The sequence below is a fragment of the Stenotrophomonas sp. genome, from assembly GCF_032061965.1.
Classification (GTDB): Bacteria; Pseudomonadota; Gammaproteobacteria; order Xanthomonadales; family Xanthomonadaceae; genus Stenotrophomonas.
In genome coordinates this window covers 126,139-143,814 of record NZ_DAMBEF010000008.1, presented here as the reverse complement: position 1 = coordinate 143,814, position 17,676 = coordinate 126,139, and the positions used below count along the sequence as shown (strand labels likewise).

The 17,676-nt window shown below is 64.7% G+C and carries 17 protein-coding genes and 1 pseudogene; 2 read left to right on the top strand and 16 right to left on the bottom strand.

Annotated features, from left to right (window positions below; translation table 11 throughout):
• Positions 1-161: pseudogene (locus RT460_RS06575) on the bottom strand (tryptophan--tRNA ligase); the annotation flags it as partial.
• A gap of 121 nt (positions 162-282) precedes the next feature.
• On the opposite strand from RT460_RS06575, the gene RT460_RS06570 reads away from it, so the two are divergent.
• Positions 283-1,110 carry a hypothetical protein gene (locus tag RT460_RS06570; RefSeq protein ID WP_313317911.1) on the top strand — a complete coding sequence of 276 codons (828 nt, stop codon included), beginning with the start codon at positions 283-285 and terminating at the stop codon, positions 1,108-1,110.
• A 222-nt stretch (positions 1,111-1,332) separates the two neighbouring features.
• Here RT460_RS06570 and RT460_RS06565 read toward each other — a convergent pair whose 3' ends face one another.
• The 4 genes from RT460_RS06565 to rocF form a co-directional block, all read right to left on the bottom strand.
• Positions 1,333-1,554 carry a CsbD family protein gene (locus RT460_RS06565; protein ID WP_313317910.1) on the bottom strand — a complete coding sequence of 74 codons (222 nt, stop codon included), beginning with the start codon at positions 1,552-1,554 and terminating at the stop codon, positions 1,333-1,335.
• 199 nt (positions 1,555-1,753) lie between these two features.
• The gene (locus RT460_RS06560) at positions 1,754-1,891 is read right to left on the bottom strand and encodes an entericidin A/B family lipoprotein (RefSeq protein ID WP_313317909.1); all 138 of its coding nucleotides are present in this window, start codon (positions 1,889-1,891) and stop codon (positions 1,754-1,756) included.
• A gap of 55 nt (positions 1,892-1,946) precedes the next feature.
• On the bottom strand, positions 1,947-2,099 hold the full coding sequence (locus tag RT460_RS06555) for an entericidin A/B family lipoprotein (RefSeq protein WP_313317908.1): 153 nt from the start codon (positions 2,097-2,099) through the stop codon (positions 1,947-1,949).
• Positions 2,100-2,304: 205 nt separating this feature from the next.
• Complete coding sequence (rocF, locus tag RT460_RS06550; RefSeq protein ID WP_313317907.1) at positions 2,305-3,225, bottom strand: arginase; 921 nt, start codon at positions 3,223-3,225, stop codon at positions 2,305-2,307.
• Between the two features lie 147 nt (positions 3,226-3,372).
• Between rocF and RT460_RS06545 the strand changes: the two genes are divergently transcribed.
• A complete protein-coding gene (locus RT460_RS06545) occupies positions 3,373-4,587 on the top strand; it encodes an NnrS family protein (RefSeq protein ID WP_313317906.1) in 1,215 nt (404 codons plus the stop codon).
• A 9-nt stretch (positions 4,588-4,596) separates the two neighbouring features.
• Here the strand turns inward: RT460_RS06545 and RT460_RS06540 are convergent, their stop codons facing one another.
• The 11 genes from RT460_RS06540 to RT460_RS06490 are packed head-to-tail and all read right to left on the bottom strand — an operon-like array spanning position 4,597 to position 17,670.
• Positions 4,597-5,262, bottom strand: a complete 666-nt coding sequence (locus tag RT460_RS06540) for an ATP-binding cassette domain-containing protein (protein WP_313317905.1) — start codon at positions 5,260-5,262, stop codon at positions 4,597-4,599.
• Complete coding sequence (gene modB, locus RT460_RS06535; protein ID WP_313317917.1) at positions 5,252-5,938, bottom strand: molybdate ABC transporter permease subunit; 687 nt, start codon at positions 5,936-5,938, stop codon at positions 5,252-5,254. Before modB ends, RT460_RS06540 begins: the two co-directional genes overlap by 11 nt.
• A gap of 2 nt (positions 5,939-5,940) precedes the next feature.
• Entirely contained in the window at positions 5,941-6,681 is a 741-nt protein-coding gene (gene modA, locus RT460_RS06530; RefSeq protein ID WP_313317904.1) for a molybdate ABC transporter substrate-binding protein, read from the bottom strand.
• 21 nt (positions 6,682-6,702) lie between these two features.
• Positions 6,703-7,479, bottom strand: coding sequence for a helix-turn-helix domain-containing protein (locus RT460_RS06525; RefSeq protein ID WP_313317903.1), 777 nt, complete (start codon positions 7,477-7,479; stop codon positions 6,703-6,705).
• A gap of 7 nt (positions 7,480-7,486) precedes the next feature.
• The gene (locus RT460_RS06520; RefSeq protein ID WP_313317902.1) at positions 7,487-8,695 is read right to left on the bottom strand and encodes a coproporphyrinogen III oxidase; all 1,209 of its coding nucleotides are present in this window, start codon (positions 8,693-8,695) and stop codon (positions 7,487-7,489) included.
• Positions 8,696-8,739: 44 nt separating this feature from the next.
• The gene (locus RT460_RS06515) at positions 8,740-10,071 is read right to left on the bottom strand and encodes a nitrate/nitrite transporter (RefSeq protein ID WP_313317901.1); all 1,332 of its coding nucleotides are present in this window, start codon (positions 10,069-10,071) and stop codon (positions 8,740-8,742) included.
• A 24-nt stretch (positions 10,072-10,095) separates the two neighbouring features.
• Positions 10,096-10,989, bottom strand: a complete 894-nt coding sequence (locus tag RT460_RS06510; protein ID WP_313317900.1) for a peptidylprolyl isomerase — start codon at positions 10,987-10,989, stop codon at positions 10,096-10,098.
• 3 nt (positions 10,990-10,992) lie between these two features.
• Positions 10,993-11,697, bottom strand: coding sequence for a respiratory nitrate reductase subunit gamma (narI, locus tag RT460_RS06505; protein ID WP_313317899.1), 705 nt, complete (start codon positions 11,695-11,697; stop codon positions 10,993-10,995).
• Complete coding sequence (narJ, locus tag RT460_RS06500) at positions 11,694-12,374, bottom strand: nitrate reductase molybdenum cofactor assembly chaperone (RefSeq protein WP_313317898.1); 681 nt, start codon at positions 12,372-12,374, stop codon at positions 11,694-11,696. Before narJ ends, narI begins: the two co-directional genes overlap by 4 nt.
• Positions 12,371-13,915 carry a nitrate reductase subunit beta gene (gene narH, locus RT460_RS06495; RefSeq protein ID WP_313317897.1) on the bottom strand — a complete coding sequence of 515 codons (1,545 nt, stop codon included), beginning with the start codon at positions 13,913-13,915 and terminating at the stop codon, positions 12,371-12,373. Before narH ends, narJ begins: the two co-directional genes overlap by 4 nt.
• Positions 13,915-17,670, bottom strand: a complete 3,756-nt coding sequence (locus RT460_RS06490; RefSeq protein WP_313317896.1) for a nitrate reductase subunit alpha — start codon at positions 17,668-17,670, stop codon at positions 13,915-13,917. Before RT460_RS06490 ends, narH begins: the two co-directional genes overlap by 1 nt.
• Between the last annotated feature and the right edge of the window lie 6 nt (positions 17,671-17,676).

Below are 17,676 nucleotides of genomic sequence, written 5' to 3'. Positions count from 1 at the left end.
GGCTCCTGCGCCTTGATCAGGCTGTGCAGGTCGGCCAGGAAGAAGAAGCTCTCGATATCCGAGGCCTGGCTGGCGGCAATGGCCGGGCGGATCGCGCCAACGTAATTGCCGAGGTGGGGAGTGCCGGAGGGGGTAATGCCGGTAAGGACGCGGGTAGTCATGAAAACCAAGCTGACGAGCGGATGAACCGGCCCAGTGTAACCCCCCGCGCCGCGCGCCGCCCTCAACCCCATTGGCCGCCCCCACCCGTTCAAGGCCTCGTACCCCAACGAGGAGCCCGCCATGTACCGCCTGTTTGCCAGTGTGTTGTCGGTTGTCGCGCTATGCGGCTTCAGCCCGGTCCGGCAGCCGGACGAGGGCCCGGTATTACTGTCGGTGATTGACCGTGACGGCGGTGGAGAGCTGGACCAGTACGGCCATCGCGGCCAGCAATGGGTGGCCGGCAGCCCCGGTCACCGCTACAGCGTGCGGATGGAGAACCGCAGCGGCCAGCGCGTGCTGGTGGTGCTGTCGGTGGACGGGGTCAATGCGATCACCGGCCAGACCGCCTCCCCGGCCCAGTCCGGCTATGTGCTGGAGCCCTGGCAGAGCAGTGAGATCACCGGCTGGCGCAAATCCAACGCCGAAGTCGCGCAGTTCGTGTTCACCCGCCACGACGACAGCTATGCCAGCCGTACCGGCCGCCCGGCCAATGTCGGGGTGATCGGCATCGCGGTGTTCAACGAAGCGCGCCGCATCTACGACATGCGTCCTATTCCCCGCCCGCGGCCGATGCCGCGTCCCATGCCGCAGTACGAGGACCGCGCCGAGGCCGAGGCCAGTGCCAGCGCCAACTCCCGCATGGCCGATGCCCCCGCCGCGCCCACTGCGATGGCCAGGACAGAATCGCGTCAGCGCCTGGGCACGGGGCATGGCGAGCGTGAGTGGTCCAGTTCCTCGCTGACCAGCTTTGAGCGCGCCAGCAGCAGCCCGGCCCAGGTCAGCGAGATCCGCTATGACTCGCGACAGCGCTTGGCCGCGCTGGGCATCCTGCCGCGCCATCGCGTCGACAACACGCCGCAGGCCTTCCCCGATGGTTTCGTACCCGATCCGCCGGCGCGCTGGCGTTGACCACAGACCCTCTGTCCAACCCGCCCCGCGCCCCGGCCCTTGCGGCCTGCGCAAGGCCGTTCAAGGGGCCACCAACCCAAGGTTCGTCAGTACCGTAGCCCGGGTAAGCGCAGCGCACCCGGGAAGCCCGCCAACCAATGCCGGCATCTGCGCAGGATGAACAAAGGGCCGCTTTCGCGGCCCTTTGTGTTTGATCCCTGGCTCGCACTCAAGCGGGATCAATCAACGGTAGTCAGGGTATTCCTTGCGCAGCGAATCCTCGAAGTCACGCACCTCCGTTTCTGCGCGGTCCTTGGCCCAGCCATAGCGTTCCTGCAGGCGCCCGGACAGATATTCGGCATTGCCTTCGGCCACCTTCAGGTCGTCATCGGTGATGTCACCCCACTTGGCCTGTACCTTGCCTTTGAGCTGGGTCCACTTGCCGGAAATAATGTCTTTGTTCATTACGTTGCTCCTTGTGGGATTACGCGGTTGATTCGCGTGCAGCCATCTTGGAGGCAATGGTGTTGCCATCGAGTCCACACTTCGTTGTGAGGCACTGATGTCAATGAACACGCCTTCAGCAGCGTGTAAAAAAATCAACGCGCATGAAAAAGGCCGGCAATGCCGGCCTTCTCCAATTCAGCGGTGTGCGCTGGCCAGGTCAGTTGCCCTTGGCAGCGTCCTCCACCTTTTCGCCTGCCTTCTGCACATCCTTGCCGGCACCGGCAACGGTGTTGCAGCCAGACAGCACGGCAACCGAGAACAGCGACAACAACATCAGGGCAACCAAACGCTTCATGTCTTTCTCCTGTGGTGGTTACATCGATGCAGCCCCGCCAAGGGCCGCAGGTTGATCAGCACTTGCCGTCGTTGCAGTCGTGCGCCTTGTCTTCGACCTTCTCACCGGCCTTCTGCATGTCCTTGCCGGCGCCGGCCATGGTGTTACAGCCGCTGAGCATGCCCACCGAGAACGCGCCAACCAAGGCCAACATCAATACTCGCTTCATCATTGTTCGTCTCCTCGCTCATGAGGCGGCGGCATTGGCCGGAGACCGGCAACCAGCGGACCGCGTGTGAAGACGAATCTGGCTGCTCGGCTGTGTGCTGCGCGTGAATATGCGCAGCACCGGTTCAGCCATGTCGGAAACGCGTTAACGCAGCAACGGCGCAAACGTGCGCGTGATCACCACCACACGCCCATGCTGCAGCCCTTCAATCACGCATCAGCGTGGACTTTCCGAACAGGCTTTCAACAAGATCCACCGCCAATTCCGCGGTGCGGTTCTGGTGGTCCAGCAGCGGATTGAGTTCGACGATGTCCAGCGAACCCATCAGCCCGGTATCGGCAATCATCTCCATCACCAGCTGCGCTTCGCGGTAATTGACGCCACCGGGAACCGTAGTGCCGACACCCGGCGCGATGCTGGGGTCGAGGAAATCCACGTCGAAACTGACGTGCAGATGGGTATTGGCATCAATGCCGTGCAGCGCTGCTTCCACCGTGCGCTTCATGCCGGCCTCGTCGATGTAGCGCATGTCGTAGACGTCCACGCGATGCTGCTTGATCAGACGTTTTTCTTCCGGGTCCACCGAGCGGATGCCGATCTGGTGCACCTGCCACGCGCTGATGGCCGGGGCATCGCCCCCCAGATGGGTCAGGCCCTGCGGCCCCAGGCCACACAGGCAGGCCACCGGCATGCCGTGGATGTTGCCCGAAGGGGTGACGTCGGAGGTGTTGAAGTCCGAATGTGCATCCAGCCACAACACGCGCAGCTGCTTGCCCTGCTCACGGCACCAGCGTGCGACCGCCGTGATCGACCCCACGCCGAGGCAGTGGTCACCGCCGAGCATGATCGGCAGGCGGCCATCCTTCAGTTCGGCATAGGTGGCTTCCATCAAGGCGTGATTCCACGCCACCACTTCGTCCAGGTGCCGGTAGCCCTGCACCGGGCCGGTCCAGGGGTTGCGCGGACCGTCCAGGTTGCCGATATCCCGCACATCCACGCCACGCTCGGCCAGCGCCTCGGGCAACCCGGCAATGCGCAACGCCTCCGGTCCCAGGCGCGCACCACGGGCGCCGGCGCCTACATCGGTAGGGACACCAATCAGGGACACTGCTCGAATACTGGCCATGACCACTCCGTTGCAAATGAAATCAGTTTAGCGAGACCGGCGTCCCAGGCCTCGCGGCAGCGCAACACGGCGCCGCGCTGCCCATGATGAACCGGCCAGATGACTTTTATCAGCTGCCCCTGTCGGCGCCGGACCGATACTCGCGCCGTGAAAAACACCCCTGCGCCCTCCGCCCCGCTTTTCGCTGCCCCTCACCGGTTGCTGTTCTTCGTGGGTGTCTGCAACCTGTCCCTGGCCATGGCATGGTGGGGCATCTGGTTGCTCAGCCTGCAAGGCCTGTTGCCAGCGCAACCGGCGTTGACGCTGCCCCCGGCCTGGCTGCATGGGCTGTGGATGCAGTACCTGGTGCTGCCCAGCTTCATCTTCGGCTTCCTGCTGACGGTGTTCCCGCGCTGGATGGGCCTGCCCGCCCTGCCCCGCTGGAGCTACCTGTGCGTGGGCGGTGGCATGTTCGCCGGCCAGCTCGCACTGCTGGCCTACAGCGCGGGCTGGCACCCCGGACTTGGCCTGGGCCTGCTGCTGGCCTGCACGGGTTGGGGCGCGGCACTGGTGGTGCTCGGACGACTGATGCTGCGCGAGCAGGGCCGTACCTGGCATGCATGGTCCTGCTGGAGCGCGTTGCTGCTGGGGCTGATCGGGCTGGTCGCGTTCATCCAGGCGATTGTCAGCGGTGATGCGCGCTGGCACGCACTGAGCGTTTCCATCGGCACGTTCGGCCTGCTGCTGCCGATCTACGCCAGCGTGGCACACCGCATGTTTCCCTTCTTCGCCGGCAATGTGGTGGCGGGCTACGTCGCATGGCGTCCACCGTCCTGGCTGGCGCTGCTGTGGGTGCTGAGCCTGTTGCACCTTGTTGCCGATCAGCTGCAGTGGCCATGGCCGATGTTGGTTGCCGATGCGGGCCTGCTGCTGTTGTCGCTCTATACCCTGCGGCGCTGGTGGCCGCGCGGGCACGCCCCTGCGCTGTTGCGCGTGCTGTTCCTCGGGCTGCTGTGGTGGCCACTGGCAATGCTGCTGTACCTGCTGCAGGACATCGCCGCACTTGTGGGGCACGTTGGCTGGTTGGAGCGCGCGCCGTTGCATGCCTTGGCCATCGGCCTGTTCGGCAGCCTGCTGGTGGCCATGGTCACCCGCGTCAGCCAAGGCCACTCGGGGCGTGCGTTGGTCATGCCGGCAGTGGCCTGGGTGGCACTTCTGGGCCTGCAGCTGGTCGCCCTGCTGCGCATCCTTGCGCCATTGCTGCAGGATCCCTGGCGCTGGCATGCCATCGCCGCGCTTGGCTGGTTGCTGGTGCTGGCGCCGTGGTTGCTGCGACTGGCATGGATCTACCTGCGGCCACGCGCCGATGGTGCGCCAGGCTGATAGGCCGGCTCAGCCCTGCACGCGTCCATCGGCCAGGTGCACCACTTGCTGGCCGAACATTTCAACGTCTTCCGGGTCGTGGCTGATCAGCAGCAGCGGAATGCCGGTCTGGTCCAGCACGGTCTCCAGTTCCTGGCGCAGATGCACGCGCAAGGCGTGATCCAGCGCGGCGAAGGGTTCATCCAGCAACAAGGCCTGCGGCTGGGTAACCAGGGCGCGAGCGAGCGCGGTGCGCTGGCGCTGTCCACCGGATATCTGTGACGGCAGCAGATCGCCAACAGGGTCGATGCGGAATGCCTGCAGCCATTGCTCGACCGCGGCGAGGCGACGCCCGCGCGAAGGATTGCGCAAGCCGCGCTGCAGGCCAAAGCCCACGTTCTGGCGCACGGTCAGATGCGGGAACAGCGCGTAGTCCTGGAACACATAGCCAACCCGCCTGCGCTGCGGTGACAGGTTGATGCCGGCGGCCTGGTCAAACAATGGCTGGCCCTGCATGCGGATCACGCCGGTGTCAGGCCGCAGCAGCCCGGCCACGGCTTTCAGGGTCAGGCTCTTGCCGGCGCCGGAGGGCCCGAACAGCACCACCTTGGGCTGGGTGCAGCGCAGCGCAGCATGCAGTTCGAAGTGCTGGCCGGCAGCATGCAGCTGGCGTTGGATATCCAGTTCAAGCCACATTGCGCACCCCTTCGTGCTGGCGCCGCCCCACCAGCCGCGCGGCAATCAGCAGCACGCTGATGCAGACCAGCGAGGACAGCAGCACCAAGGCGTTGGCGCGGCCATCGTTGCCCGCCTGCACTGCTTCATAGATGGCGATGGACAGTGTCTGGGTGCGGCCGGGGATGCTGCCCGCCACCATGATGGTGGCACCGAACTCGCCCATCGCCCGTGCGAACGCCAGCAACAGCCCGGCGAGGATGCCGCGCCACGCCAACGGCAAGGTCACCCTGAAAAACAACGCCAGCTCCGAGATGCCCAAGGTGCGCGCCGCTTGTTCCAACTGCCCGTCCACATCCTCGAACGCCGCCCGCGCCGGCTTGAACACCAGCGGGAACGACGCCACCGCAGCCGCGATCACCGCGGCCTGCCAGGTGAAAACCAGATTGATGCCGAAGCTTTCGTCGAGCCATCGGCCCAACGGCCCCTTGCTGCCGATCAACACCAGCAGGTAGTAGCCCAGCACGGTGGGCGGCAACACCATCGGCAGGGTGAACACCGTATCGAGCAGCTCACGACCGGGAAACCGCCGCCGCGCCAGCAACGCGCCCAAGGCGACACCAAGCACGAGGTTTATCGCGGTGGCCCAGCCGGCCACCTTCAGCGACAACCACAACGCGCTCCAGTCCAGATCCACCATCAGGGGCTGCCGAATCCATGCCTGTGCAGGATCGCCTGGCCCTGCGCCGATTGCACGAAGGCGATGAAGCGCTTGGCCTCCACGGCATTGCGGCTGTCCTTGACCATCGCCAGCGGGTAGTTGATACCACCGGCAACCGGCACCTGGAAGGCACGCTGCACGCGATCCCGCATCGCCTGCGCATCGGTGGAATAGACAAAGCCGGCATCCACCTCACCTCGCGCCACATAGTCCAAGGACTGGCGCACGTTCTGGGTGCTGATCATCTTTGCCTGCACCGCCGGCCAGATGCCTGCCGCCTGCAGTGCGCCGCGCGCATAGCGACCAACCGGGACACTGTCCGGGTTGCCGATCGCAACGCGCTTGACGCCAGGTGCAGCCAGGGCTGCGAGCGTCGCGGGCTTGTTCGTTGTCTGCGGTGGCACCACTACCCACAGGCTGTTGGCCGCGAATACATGCTGGGTTGCCGGGTCCACCAGACCATCGGTCTGTGCCTGCGCCATGGTCGCCTGGTCTGCCGTGGCCAGCACGTCCACCGGTGCGCCCCGCGCGATCTGCTGCAGCAGCACACCGGACGCGGCAAAGTTGAGATCCACCTTGGTGCCCGGATTGGCCTTTTCATAGGCCGAGGCGATTTCGCCAAAGCTTTCGGTCAGGCTGGATGCGGCAGAAACCGTCAACTCAGCCGCGCTTGCCGGAACGCTGGCCACGGCCAGCAGCAACGCCCACAGTTTTCTCATGGATGCATCCTCGTTTCGCTGTCACTCGTTGGCGTCATCGGTTGCGGCCATCAATGCCAGGCGCTCCGGCTGCAGCAGGATGATCTCGCGTTGCTTCACCGCAATGACTTCTTCATCACTCAGCCGCCGCAATACGCGGCTGGCGGTCTCCGGGGCCATGCGCAGGTAATTGGCAATCTCGGTGCGGGTCATCGTCAGGTTGAAACGGTGCGCGGAAAAGCCGCGCCGCGCGTACCGATTGGAGATATCCAGCAGGAACGCCGCCATGCGCTCCTCGGTACGGTAGTTGGCTGCCAGCAGCGCGGCCTTGCCGATCTCGGCGCTGAGCAGGCTGAACAACTTGGCCTGCAGCCCCGGCATTCGGCTGGCCAGCAAGCTGATACGCGGAAAGGAGATGCGGCAAAGGTGCACGGTATCCAGTGCCACCGCGTTGCAGGGATAGCGCGAGCCGTGGATCGCGTTCAAGCCGATCACCTCGCCCGGCAGGCTGAAGCCCAGTACCTGTTCGTTGCCAAGGCTGTCGTCGACAAAGGTCTTGACCATGCCTGCGCGCACCGCCGCGATTGAATCGAACGGTTCGCCGGCACGGAAAATGTAGTCACCGGCGTGATACGGCCCCACATGGTCAACCAGCACATGCAGCTCGTTGAGCGCGGTCTTGTCATAGCCCTGCGAGCTGCAGGCGTCGGAAAACGCGCAGGTACTGCAGAAATGCAGCGCATCACCATCGCCGGCAGCGGCCGGATTGGGGGTGGCGGAGCCCAGCGGGCCACGTGGCGGCGGAGAGGAGTGCGTCATTCCGGTTTCAAACAGCAGCCAAGGGGCGGAAGCACGCCGCGATCATACGCCACAGCAGCTCGCCTTCATTCTCGATACGCAACACGCCGTGCTCGTGGCGCAGCCAACCGCGCTCCATGAACAAAGCGATGCGGGCGATGCCATCTTCGAAGCAGGCGTTGAGCGGCAAGGCGTTGCGCCATTCAAACGCGCCCATGTCCAGGCAATGGTCGCAGGCCAGGCTCTGCACCACCTCATCCGTCATACGTTCATGCTCGGAAAGAATAAGCCCGGCTGCCACGCCCGGCTGCCCGGCCACCAGACAGGCACGCCAATGCGCGGGCTGGGCTTCCATCCGGCAGATCACGTCGCCGATCTGGCTGCACGCGCCCGGACCGATGCCGAGCAGGTCGTGCCGCTCGCGACGCGGTACGCCCATCAGGTCGCAATGTCGTTGACCATCGCCGTTACGCAACGGCATCGGCAGGTCTGCTCGCTGGTAGTGATCGCCGCCGAGTGCCTGATAGCCGGCAACACGCAGCAACCGCCACGCCTGCAGCCAATCAGCCACCGCCGGCTTGGCCGGCAGGCTGCACGGTGCAGGCAGCACGATGCGCTCCGGCGCCAGCTCCAGCACCTGCTGCAACCGTGACAGGAACGTCGCGTCGTCGTGCGCAGGCGCACGCAGCTGGTAGTAGCAGGCGGTGAAACCGGCCTGTTGGCCCTGCTTCAACAGCTGCACGCCGTCGCCATCGGCCCGGTCGATCACGGTCAGGCGGGTGCATCCCACCGCGCGCAACGCAGCTGGAACAACCAGGCTTGAGGCCTCCAGGCGCACCTCGACCTGCGGCCGCGCGATGGTGCACAGCTGGTGCGGCACGGCGTCAAGCAGGCGGCCCAACAGCGGTGCCGGCAACTGTTCGGCCACGCCCGGCTGCAGCACCATCGCCGCCACTTCGCGATCGCCGGCCAGTACGTTGGCCTGCAGTCGCAGGCAGACCAGCAAGGCATCGAGCAGGTTCTCGGGGCGCTCCTGGTCGGCCGCCGCCACCTTGAAGCCCAGGGTCAAGGCACGCGGGATCAAATGCTCGTTGCTGGCCTGCATGGCCGCGCGCCAGCCCGCCTCGGCAAAGCCGGGGCTGAGCTCATGCGGTGGCGGGAACAGCACATGCGCGGGCTGCTGCAGCAGGGCTGCATGCAAGGTGGCATCGTCCATTCCGGCGGTCTCGACTGACATGCCTGCATCCTCCTGCAGCAAGCGATCCATTTCACTGATCTGGATCAAGCGCGCCGTTGTTTTTCGACCTCGGCCGCATCGATGGCTTCGGGCAGGTCGGTCTGACGATCCAACTGCGGGAAGTTGCGACGCTCCATGCGACGGATCGAGAAGTGCATCCATGCCAAGGCGACGCTGACCAGTACGAACAGCAGCATGAAACAGCTGCTCCAGATGCCGACCACGTCGTTGAGCGCACCGAACACGATGGGCAGGATGAATCCTCCCAGGCCACCGATCATGCCGACCACGCCACCCACCGCGCCCACATGTTTGGGGTAATAGACGGGGATGTGCTTGTAGACCGCGGCCTTGCCCAGCGACATGAAGAAGCCGAGCACGAACACCAGCACGGTAAACAGGGTGACGCTGATGGCAAGGTGGAAGCTGAGTTCGCCATGCACGCCCTGCACGATGTAGCGCGTATCCGGATAGGCCAGGATGAAGGTGCAGATAGCCGATACGCCCAGCGTCCAGTACATCACCCGGCGAGCGCCGATGCGGTCGGACAGCCACCCACCCACCACCCGGAACAGGCTGGCCGGGATCGAGTAACACGCCGCCAGAACGCCCGCCGTACCCACATCCATGCCATACGCGCCGACCAGGTAGTGCGGCAGCCACAGCGCCAGGGCCACGAAGCCACCGAAGACGAAGAAGTAATACAGCGAGAACCGCCATACCTGCAGGTTCTTCAGCGGTGCCATCTGCTCGGAGAACGGCATCGGCTTGACCCCGCTGCGACGGCGCTCCTCCAGCGAGGGATCTTCCTTACTGAACAGATAGAACAGGATGGCGGTCACGGCCAAACCCACCGCCCACAGCTTGGCCACCATCATCCAGCCCGACGCCACCATCACCAGCGGTGCCAGCAGCTTGGTCACCGCCGAGCCGATGTTGCCGGCACCGAAGATGCCCAGCGCGGTGCCCTGCTTTTCCGGCGGGAACCACTTGGACACATAGGTCACGCCGACCGAGAAGTTGCCGCCGGCAATACCGACGAACAAGGCCGCGAGCAGGAACTGCGGATAGGTTTGCGCGTAGGTCAGCAGCCAGGTGGCGACCGCACCACACAGCATCACCAGGGTCATCACCTTGCGTCCGCCGAACTGGTCGGACCAGATGCCGAGGAAGACGCGGATCACCGAGCCGGTCAATACCGGGGTCGCGATCAGCAGGCCAAACTGGGTGTCGTTCAAGCCCAGCTGCTTGCTGATCTGGATGCCGATGATGGCGAAGATCATCCACACCGCGAAGCACACGGTGAAGGCGAAAGTGCTCAACCACAGCGCGCGTTGTTGCTGGCCATTGCTGACCGCTTGCAGATTCTGGCTCATCGCCACTCCTTGAGGATTCGGTCTTTACTCGGCCTGCGCTTCGATCTCGTCGAGCCCGCGCACCGGATAGCGCTCACGCAGCTGCAGCAAAAACTGCTGTACGTCGCGCTGCCGTACCTGCAGCTCCAGGTACTCGCTGATCTGCGCCTGCACCTGCTCGTAAGCCAGCGCCACGCCGGCCTCCAGCGCATCGACCAGGACCACGTGGTAGCCCCAGCGCGACTCCACCGGGAAGCCGGCCAGGCCCTGTCGCAGGCGGAATATCTGCCGATCGAACTCGGGCGTGGTCTGGCCACGCTGCAACCAGCCCAGCTCACCGCCCTCGCTGCTTGACGGGCATTGCGAGTTGCGCGCGGCAAGATCAGCGAACAGATGCGGTTGCTCGAGCAGCTCGGCGATCAGCGTCTCGGCCCGGGTGCGGGCCTTCAGGCGCCCGGCGATGTCATCGGCCGGTGCCGCCAGCAGGATATGGCGCACCCGGATGCGGTCTGCAGAGCGGAAGCGCTCGGGGTTCTGCTCGAAGTAGCGGCGGCAGTCCTCGTCACTGGGCACGCGGTCTTCCAGCGACTGCTCGAGCAACTGCTGGATACGGACTTCTTCACTGGTTTCCTGCCCGGCCACCGTCGATGCGACGGGCAACTGCAGACGCTCGGCCTCCAGCCGCAGCAGCTCGCGTACCACCAGCGCCCGCGCCGCATCGGCGCGGGACTGCTCCGGGCGCATCGCGCGATGGAACTGCATCTCGCGGGCGATGGCGGCTTCGTCGATGGCGGTCTCGGCAACGAACAGACTGCAGGGTGCAGGCTGGCCGAGACTGCGCGGGCCATCGTCAGCCGGATGATGGTGGCCGGCCTCGGCCGGCACCGGCGTGTCCGAGTCGATCACGGTGATCGGCAGGATGCGTGGCAAGGCGCCCAAGGCTTACTCCCGCGGCCCGTAGCGCAACGTGGCCTGGCGACGGCGCACCACCTGGTAGGGCCGCCACAGATAGCTGAGCGGGATGCTCCACACATGCACCAGGCGGGTGAAGGGCGCGATCAACAACAGCGTCAGGCCAAGGAAGATATGCGCCTTGTAGACCCAATGCACGCCTTCGACATAATCCGCTGCACCGGCGCGGAAGGTGACGATGTGCTGGGCCCATTCGGCCAGCATCACCATTACGCCACCGTCCAGATGACCGGCCGAGACCTTGATGCTGTAAAGGCCAAGGCAGAGCTGGGCAAACAGCAGCACCAGCACCAGGGTGTCACCAAAGCTGCCAATGGCACGAACGCGGGCATTGGTCAGCCGGCGCACCAGCAGAATGGTGATGCCGATGAAGCACAGCGCACCGAAGAAACCACCCACCACCATCGCCAGCAGTTGCTTCTGCGACGAGGTGATGAAGGGCTCGTAGAGCGCATGCGGTGTCAGCAGGCCGACAAGGTGACCGCCGAGGATGGCGAGGATGCCGATGTGGAAGCAGTTGCTGCCGATACGCATGCCACGGTCGGACAGCAGCTGGGTCGAGCCGGTACGCCAGCTGTACATCGCCTTGTCATAGCGCGCCCAGCTGCCGATCAACAGCACCGCGACCGCGATATAGGGATAGAACTGGAAAGCGAACTGGTTGAGGTTACTCATGGCTGGATCTCCCGCGGCTGCGCGCGTGCCGGTGAACGATGGGGTGGATCGCAGTCCTGCGAGGGGGCATCGGCACCGAAGCGCACGGCCTCCTCTTCCCACAGGCGATCCATGGCTTCGACGGTGTCATCACGCACTTCCTCGCTGGCGCGTTGCCGCAGCACGGCCAGGTTGACCTTGCCCTCGCCCGCCTCGACCAGGATCTCCAGCAGCACCGCGTGCGGCAGCTGCCGCTCGGCCGCGCGGGCGGCGAGCATGCCGGCGATGTGGCCGATGTGGTGCAGCCAATCCTTGGCTTCGGCCTGCGGGCGGTGCGCGAGGTACTCGAGCAGCAGTGGCAGGTAGTCCGGCAGCTCGCGTGCTTCCAGCTCGAAGCCGTTGCGACGGTAGGCATCGATCAGGTCGACCATGGCCTGGCCACGGTCACGCGACTCGCCGTGGATGTGCTCGAACACCAGCAGGCTCATCGAGCGGCCGCGGTCAAAGGTGGCCAGCCAGCGGTCCTGCGCTTCCAGCGGATCGCTGGCCAGCAGGTCCTGTACGAAGTCGCGCAGCTGCCCACGACGGGCCGGCGTCAATGCCGGATCGTCGCAGGCCTCCAGCAGCTCCTCGCCATGCTGCCAAAGCTCGTCGCGCGGGTAGTCCAGCAATACGCCAATCAGCTTGAGCACACTCATTTCACCACCTCATGCCGGTGCTGGCGGTTGGGATGCACCGTGTAGGTGGTGCTCTTGCGCTGGGTGAACAGGTCCGCCGGGCTGTCGCCATTGCAGCCATTGCCAAAGGTGAAGCCGCAGCCCCCACGTTCGCCGAAGGCATCGTTGGCGTACTCGCGGTGCGCGCTGGGGATGACGAAGCGGTCCTCGTAGTTGGCGATGGCCAGGTAGCGGTACATCTCCTCGACCTGTGCCGGGGTCAACCCCACCTGCTCCAGCACGCGCATGTCCTCGACACCGTCCACGTTCTTGCCGCGGCGCCAGGCACGCATCGCCATCAGCCGCTCCAGGGCGCGGATCACCGGCTGCTCGTCACCGGCGGTCAGCAGGTTGGCCAGGTAACGCACCGGGATGCGCAAGGAGGCGATGTCCGGCAGCTCGCCGCTCATGCCGACATGACCGCGTTCGGCCGCCGACTGGATCGGCGACAACGGTGGCACGTACCAGACCATCGGCAGGGTGCGGTATTCCGGGTGCAGCGGCAGCGCCAGCTTCCAGTCGATGGCCAGCTTGTAGACCGGCGACTGCTTGGCCGATTCCAACCAGCTATCCGGGATGCCTTCGGCACGCGCGGCCTCGATCACCGCGGGATCGTACGGGTCCAGGAAGATGTCCAGATGCGACTGGTACAGGTCCTTCTCCGCCGCCACCGATGCGGCTTCGGCAATACGGTCCGCGTCGTACAGCATCACGCCGAGGTAGCGGATGCGGCCCACGCAGGTTTCCGAGCAGACGGTGGGCTCGCCCATCTCGATGCGCGGGTAGCAGAAGATGCACTTCTCGGACTTGCCGCTCTTCCAGTTGTAATAGATCTTCTTGTACGGGCAGGCCGACACGCACATGCGCCAGCCACGGCACTTGTCCTGGTCGATCAGCACGATGCCGTCTTCCTCGCGCTTGTAGATCGCGCCGGAGGGGCAGGCAGAGACGCAGGCCGGATTGAGGCAGTGCTCGCACAGGCGCGGCAGGTACATCATGAAAGTCTTCTCAAAGGCGCCGTAGATCTCCTTCTGCACCTTGTCGAAGTTGTAGTCGCGGGCACGCTTGGAGAACTCGGTACCGAGGATTTCCTCCCAGTTCGGGCCCCACTCGATCTTCTCCATGCGCTGCCCGGTCAGCAGCGAGCGCGGCCGCGCGGTCGGCTGGTGCTTCAGCTCAGGCGCGTCGTGCAGGTGCTGGTAATCGAAGTCGAACGGCTCGTAGTAGTCGTCGATCTGCGGCAGGTCTGGGTTGGAGAAGATCTTGGCAAGCATGCGCCAGCGACCACCGGCGCGGGGCACCAGCTTGCCGGCACCATTGCGCACCCAACCACCGTTCCACTTCTCCTGGTTCTCCCATTCCTTCGGGTAGCCAATGCCGGGCTTGGTTTCCACATTGTTGAACCACGCGTACTCGACGCCTTCGCGTGAGGTCCACACGTTCTTGCAGGTGATCGAGCAGGTATGGCAGCCGATGCACTTGTCCAGGTTCAAGACCATCGCAATCTGGGCACGTACTTTCATCACACCACCTCCCGTGCGGCGCCGGTTGCACTCGAATTTGCGTCCTCACCATCCAGCCAATCGATCTTGTCCATCTTGCGCACGATCACGAATTCATCGCGGTTGGTTCCGCAGGTACCGTAGTAATTGAATCCCCACGCCAGCTGCGCGTAGCCGCCGATCATGTGAGTGGGCTTGAGCACGATGCGGGTCACCGAGTTGTGGATGCCGCCGCGGGTGCCGGAAATCTCCGAGCCCGGCACGTTGATGATGCGTTCCTGCGCGTGGTACATCATCGCCATGCCCGACATCACGCGCTGGCTGACCACTGCGCGCGCGGCGATCGCACCATTGACGTTGAACAGTTCGATCCAGTCGTTGTCCTCGATGCCGGCGCTGCGCGCATCGTCCTCGCTCAGCCACACGATCGGGCCACCACGCGACAAGGTCTGCATGATCAGGTTGTCGCTGTAGGTACTGTGGATGCCCCACTTCTGGTGTGGCGTGATCCAGTTCAGCACGATCTCCTTGTTGCCGTTCGGCCGCTGGTTGAGCAGCGGTTCCACCGTGCGCGTGTTGACCGGCGGCCGATAGCCCATGAAGGCCTCGCCGAAATCGATCATCCATTCGTGGTCCTGGTAGAACTGCTGGCGGCCGGTCACCGTGCGCCACGGGATCAGCTCGTGCACGTTGGTATAGCCGGCGTTGTAGCTGACGTTGTCGTCTTCCAGCCCGGACCAGATCGGCGAAGAGATGATCTTGCGCGGCTGCGCCTGGATGTCGCGGAAGCGGATGGCTTCGTGCTCCTTGCCAACTGCCAGATGCGTATGCTCGCGACCGGTGAAGGTACCCAGCGACTCCCAGGCCTTGACCGCGACATGGCCGTTGGTTTCCGGGGCCAGGTGCAGGATCACTTCGCAGGCGTCGATTGCCGTATCAATGGCCGGCCGGCCCTGGCTTACGCCTTCTTCGTGCACGGTGTGGTTGAGCTTGCCGAGGAACTCCACCTCGTGTTTGGTATCCCAGCTCATGCCCTTGCCGCCGTTGCCCAGCTTGTCCAGCAACGGGCCCAGCGAGGTGAACTTGCGGTAGAGGTTGGGATAATCGCGTTCGACCACCGCCATGCTTGGCATGGTCTTGCCCGGGATGGCTTCGCACTGGCCTTTCTTCCAGTCCGCCACGCCGAACGGCATGCCCAGTTCGTTGGGCGTGTCGTGCAGGGTCGGCACCAGCACCAGGTCCTTCTCCACACCCAGCACGCCGGGCGCCATGTCACTGAGCGTGCGTGCGACACCCTTGAAGATCTCCCAGTCGCTGCGTGACTCCCAAGCCGGGTCCACCGCCTTGGACAGCGGGTGGATGAACGGATGCATGTCCGAGGTGTTGAGGTCGTCCTTTTCGTACCAGGTGGCGGTCGGCAGCACGATGTCCGAGTACAGCGCGGTGGTGCACATGCGGAAGTCCAGCGTCACCAGCAGGTCGAGCTTGCCCTCCGGCGCTTCATCACGCCACTTCACATCCTCGGGCTTGACCGCGCCCATCTCGCCCAGGTCCTTGCCTTGCAGGCCGTGGCGGGTGCCGAGCAGATGCCGCAGCATGTACTCGTGGCCCTTGCCCGACGAACCCAGCAGGTTGGAGCGCCAGATGAACATCATGCGCGGGTGATTCTGCGCGGCATCGGGATCGGCGAAGGCGAAGTCCAGCGAGCCGTCCTTGAACTTGGACAGTGCGTAGTCCGCCGGTGCGATACCGGCCTGCTCGGCCTCGCGCACCAGCTGCAGTGGATTGCGGTCCAGCTGGGGCGCACTCGGCAACCAGCCCATGCGCACCGCTCGCAGGTTTAGATCGGCCAAGCTGCCGCTGTACTTGGAGGCGTCGGCCAGCGGCGACAGCAGCTCATCAACCTGCAGCTTTTCGTAACGCCACTGCCCGGTATTGAAGTAGAAGAACGAGGTGCCGTTCATCTGCCGCGGCGGGCGGCTCCAGTCCAGGCCGAACGCCAGCGGCTGCCAGCCGGTCTGCGGGCGCAACTTTTCCTGGCCCACGTAATGCGCCCAGCCACCGCCGGTCTGGCCCACGCAACCACACATGACCAGCATGTTGATCAGGCCGCGGTAGTTCATGTCGTTGTGGAACCAGTGGTTCATGCCGGCGCCGACGATGATCATGCTGCGACCATGGGTCTTGTCGGCGGTGCGGGCGAACTCGCGGGCGATCTCGATCACCTCGGCGCGTGACACGCCGGTGATGCGCTCCTGCCAGGCCGGCGTACCCGGCACGTTGTCGTCAAAGCTCTTGGCGACATTGCCGCCGCCGAAGCCACGATCGACGCCGTACTGCGCCAACAGCAGGTCATACACCGTGGCCACCAACGCCTCGCCGCCATCGGCCAGCTGCAGGCGGCGCAACGGGATGTTGCGTTCCAGCACTTCCTCGGCCGGCGCGGCGGTCCAGCCATCGCTCTCGATGCCACCGAAGTAAGGGAAGCTCACTGCCTCAATGCCGTCATTGATATCAGCAAGGCTCAGACGCAAACGGGTTTCATGCCCATCGCTGGCCTTCTGCTCGATGTTCCACTTGCCCTTCTCGCCCCAACGGAAGCCAACCGACCCGTTGGGCACGGTGATGTCGCCGCTGTTCTCGTCGAAGGCCAGCGTCTTCCACTCGGGGTTGTTGCTCTCGCCCAGTCCGCCCAGCTCGCTGGCGCGCAGGAAGTGCCCCGGCACCAGCCGGCCATCGGCACGGCGTTCGATGCGAACCAGCATCGGCATATCCGAGTACTGGCGGCAGTAGTCCTGGAAGTACTGAGACGGCGTGTCGACGTGGAACTCACGCAGGATCACGTGGCCGAACGCAAACGCCAATGCAGCATCGGTGCCCTGCTTGGGATGCAGCCAGTGGTCGGTAAGCTTGGCCAGCTCCGAATAGTCGGGACAGATCGACACCGTCTTGGTGCCGTTGTAACGGGCCTCGGTGAAGAAGTGCGCATCCGGCGTACGCGTCTGCGGCACGTTCGAGCCCCAGGCGATGATGTAGCGGCTGTTGTACCAGTCAGCCGATTCCGGCACGTCGGTCTGTTCGCCCCAGACCTGCGGCGAGGCCGGCGGCAGATCGCAGTACCAGTCGTAGAACGACAGGCAGGCGCCGCCCAGCAACGACAGATAGCGTGCACCGGCTGCATAGGACACCATCGACATCGCCGGGATCGGCGAGAAGCCGACGATGCGATCCGGGCCGAATTCCTTGGTGGTGTACAGGTTGGAGGCGGCGATTATTTCGTTGGCTTCGTCCCAGCTCACCCGCACGAAGCCACCCATGCCGCGGCGGCGCTTGTACTCGCGCGACTTGGCCGGGTCCTGCACGATGCTGGCCCACGCCTGCACCGGCGATTGCGTCTGCCGTGCCTTACGCCACATGCGCAGCAAGGTGCCGCGGATCAGCGGGTACTTCAGGCGGTTGGCGCTGTACAGGTACCAGGAGTAGCTGGCGCCGCGTGGGCAGCCGCGTGGCTCGTGGTTGGGCAGGTCCGGGCGCGTGCGCGGGTAGTCGGTCTGCTGGGTTTCCCAGGTGACCAGGCCGTTCTTGACGTAGATCTTCCAGCTGCAGGAACCCGTGCAGTTCACACCGTGGGTGGAACGTACGATCTTGTCGTACTGCCAGCGGGCGCGATAACTGTTTTCCCAGTCCCTGCCTTCGCTCTTGCTGAACCCGTGGCCATCGGCGAAGGGTTGTGGGTCCCGCTTGAAGAACTGCAAGCGATCAAGGAAATAGCTCATGGTGAA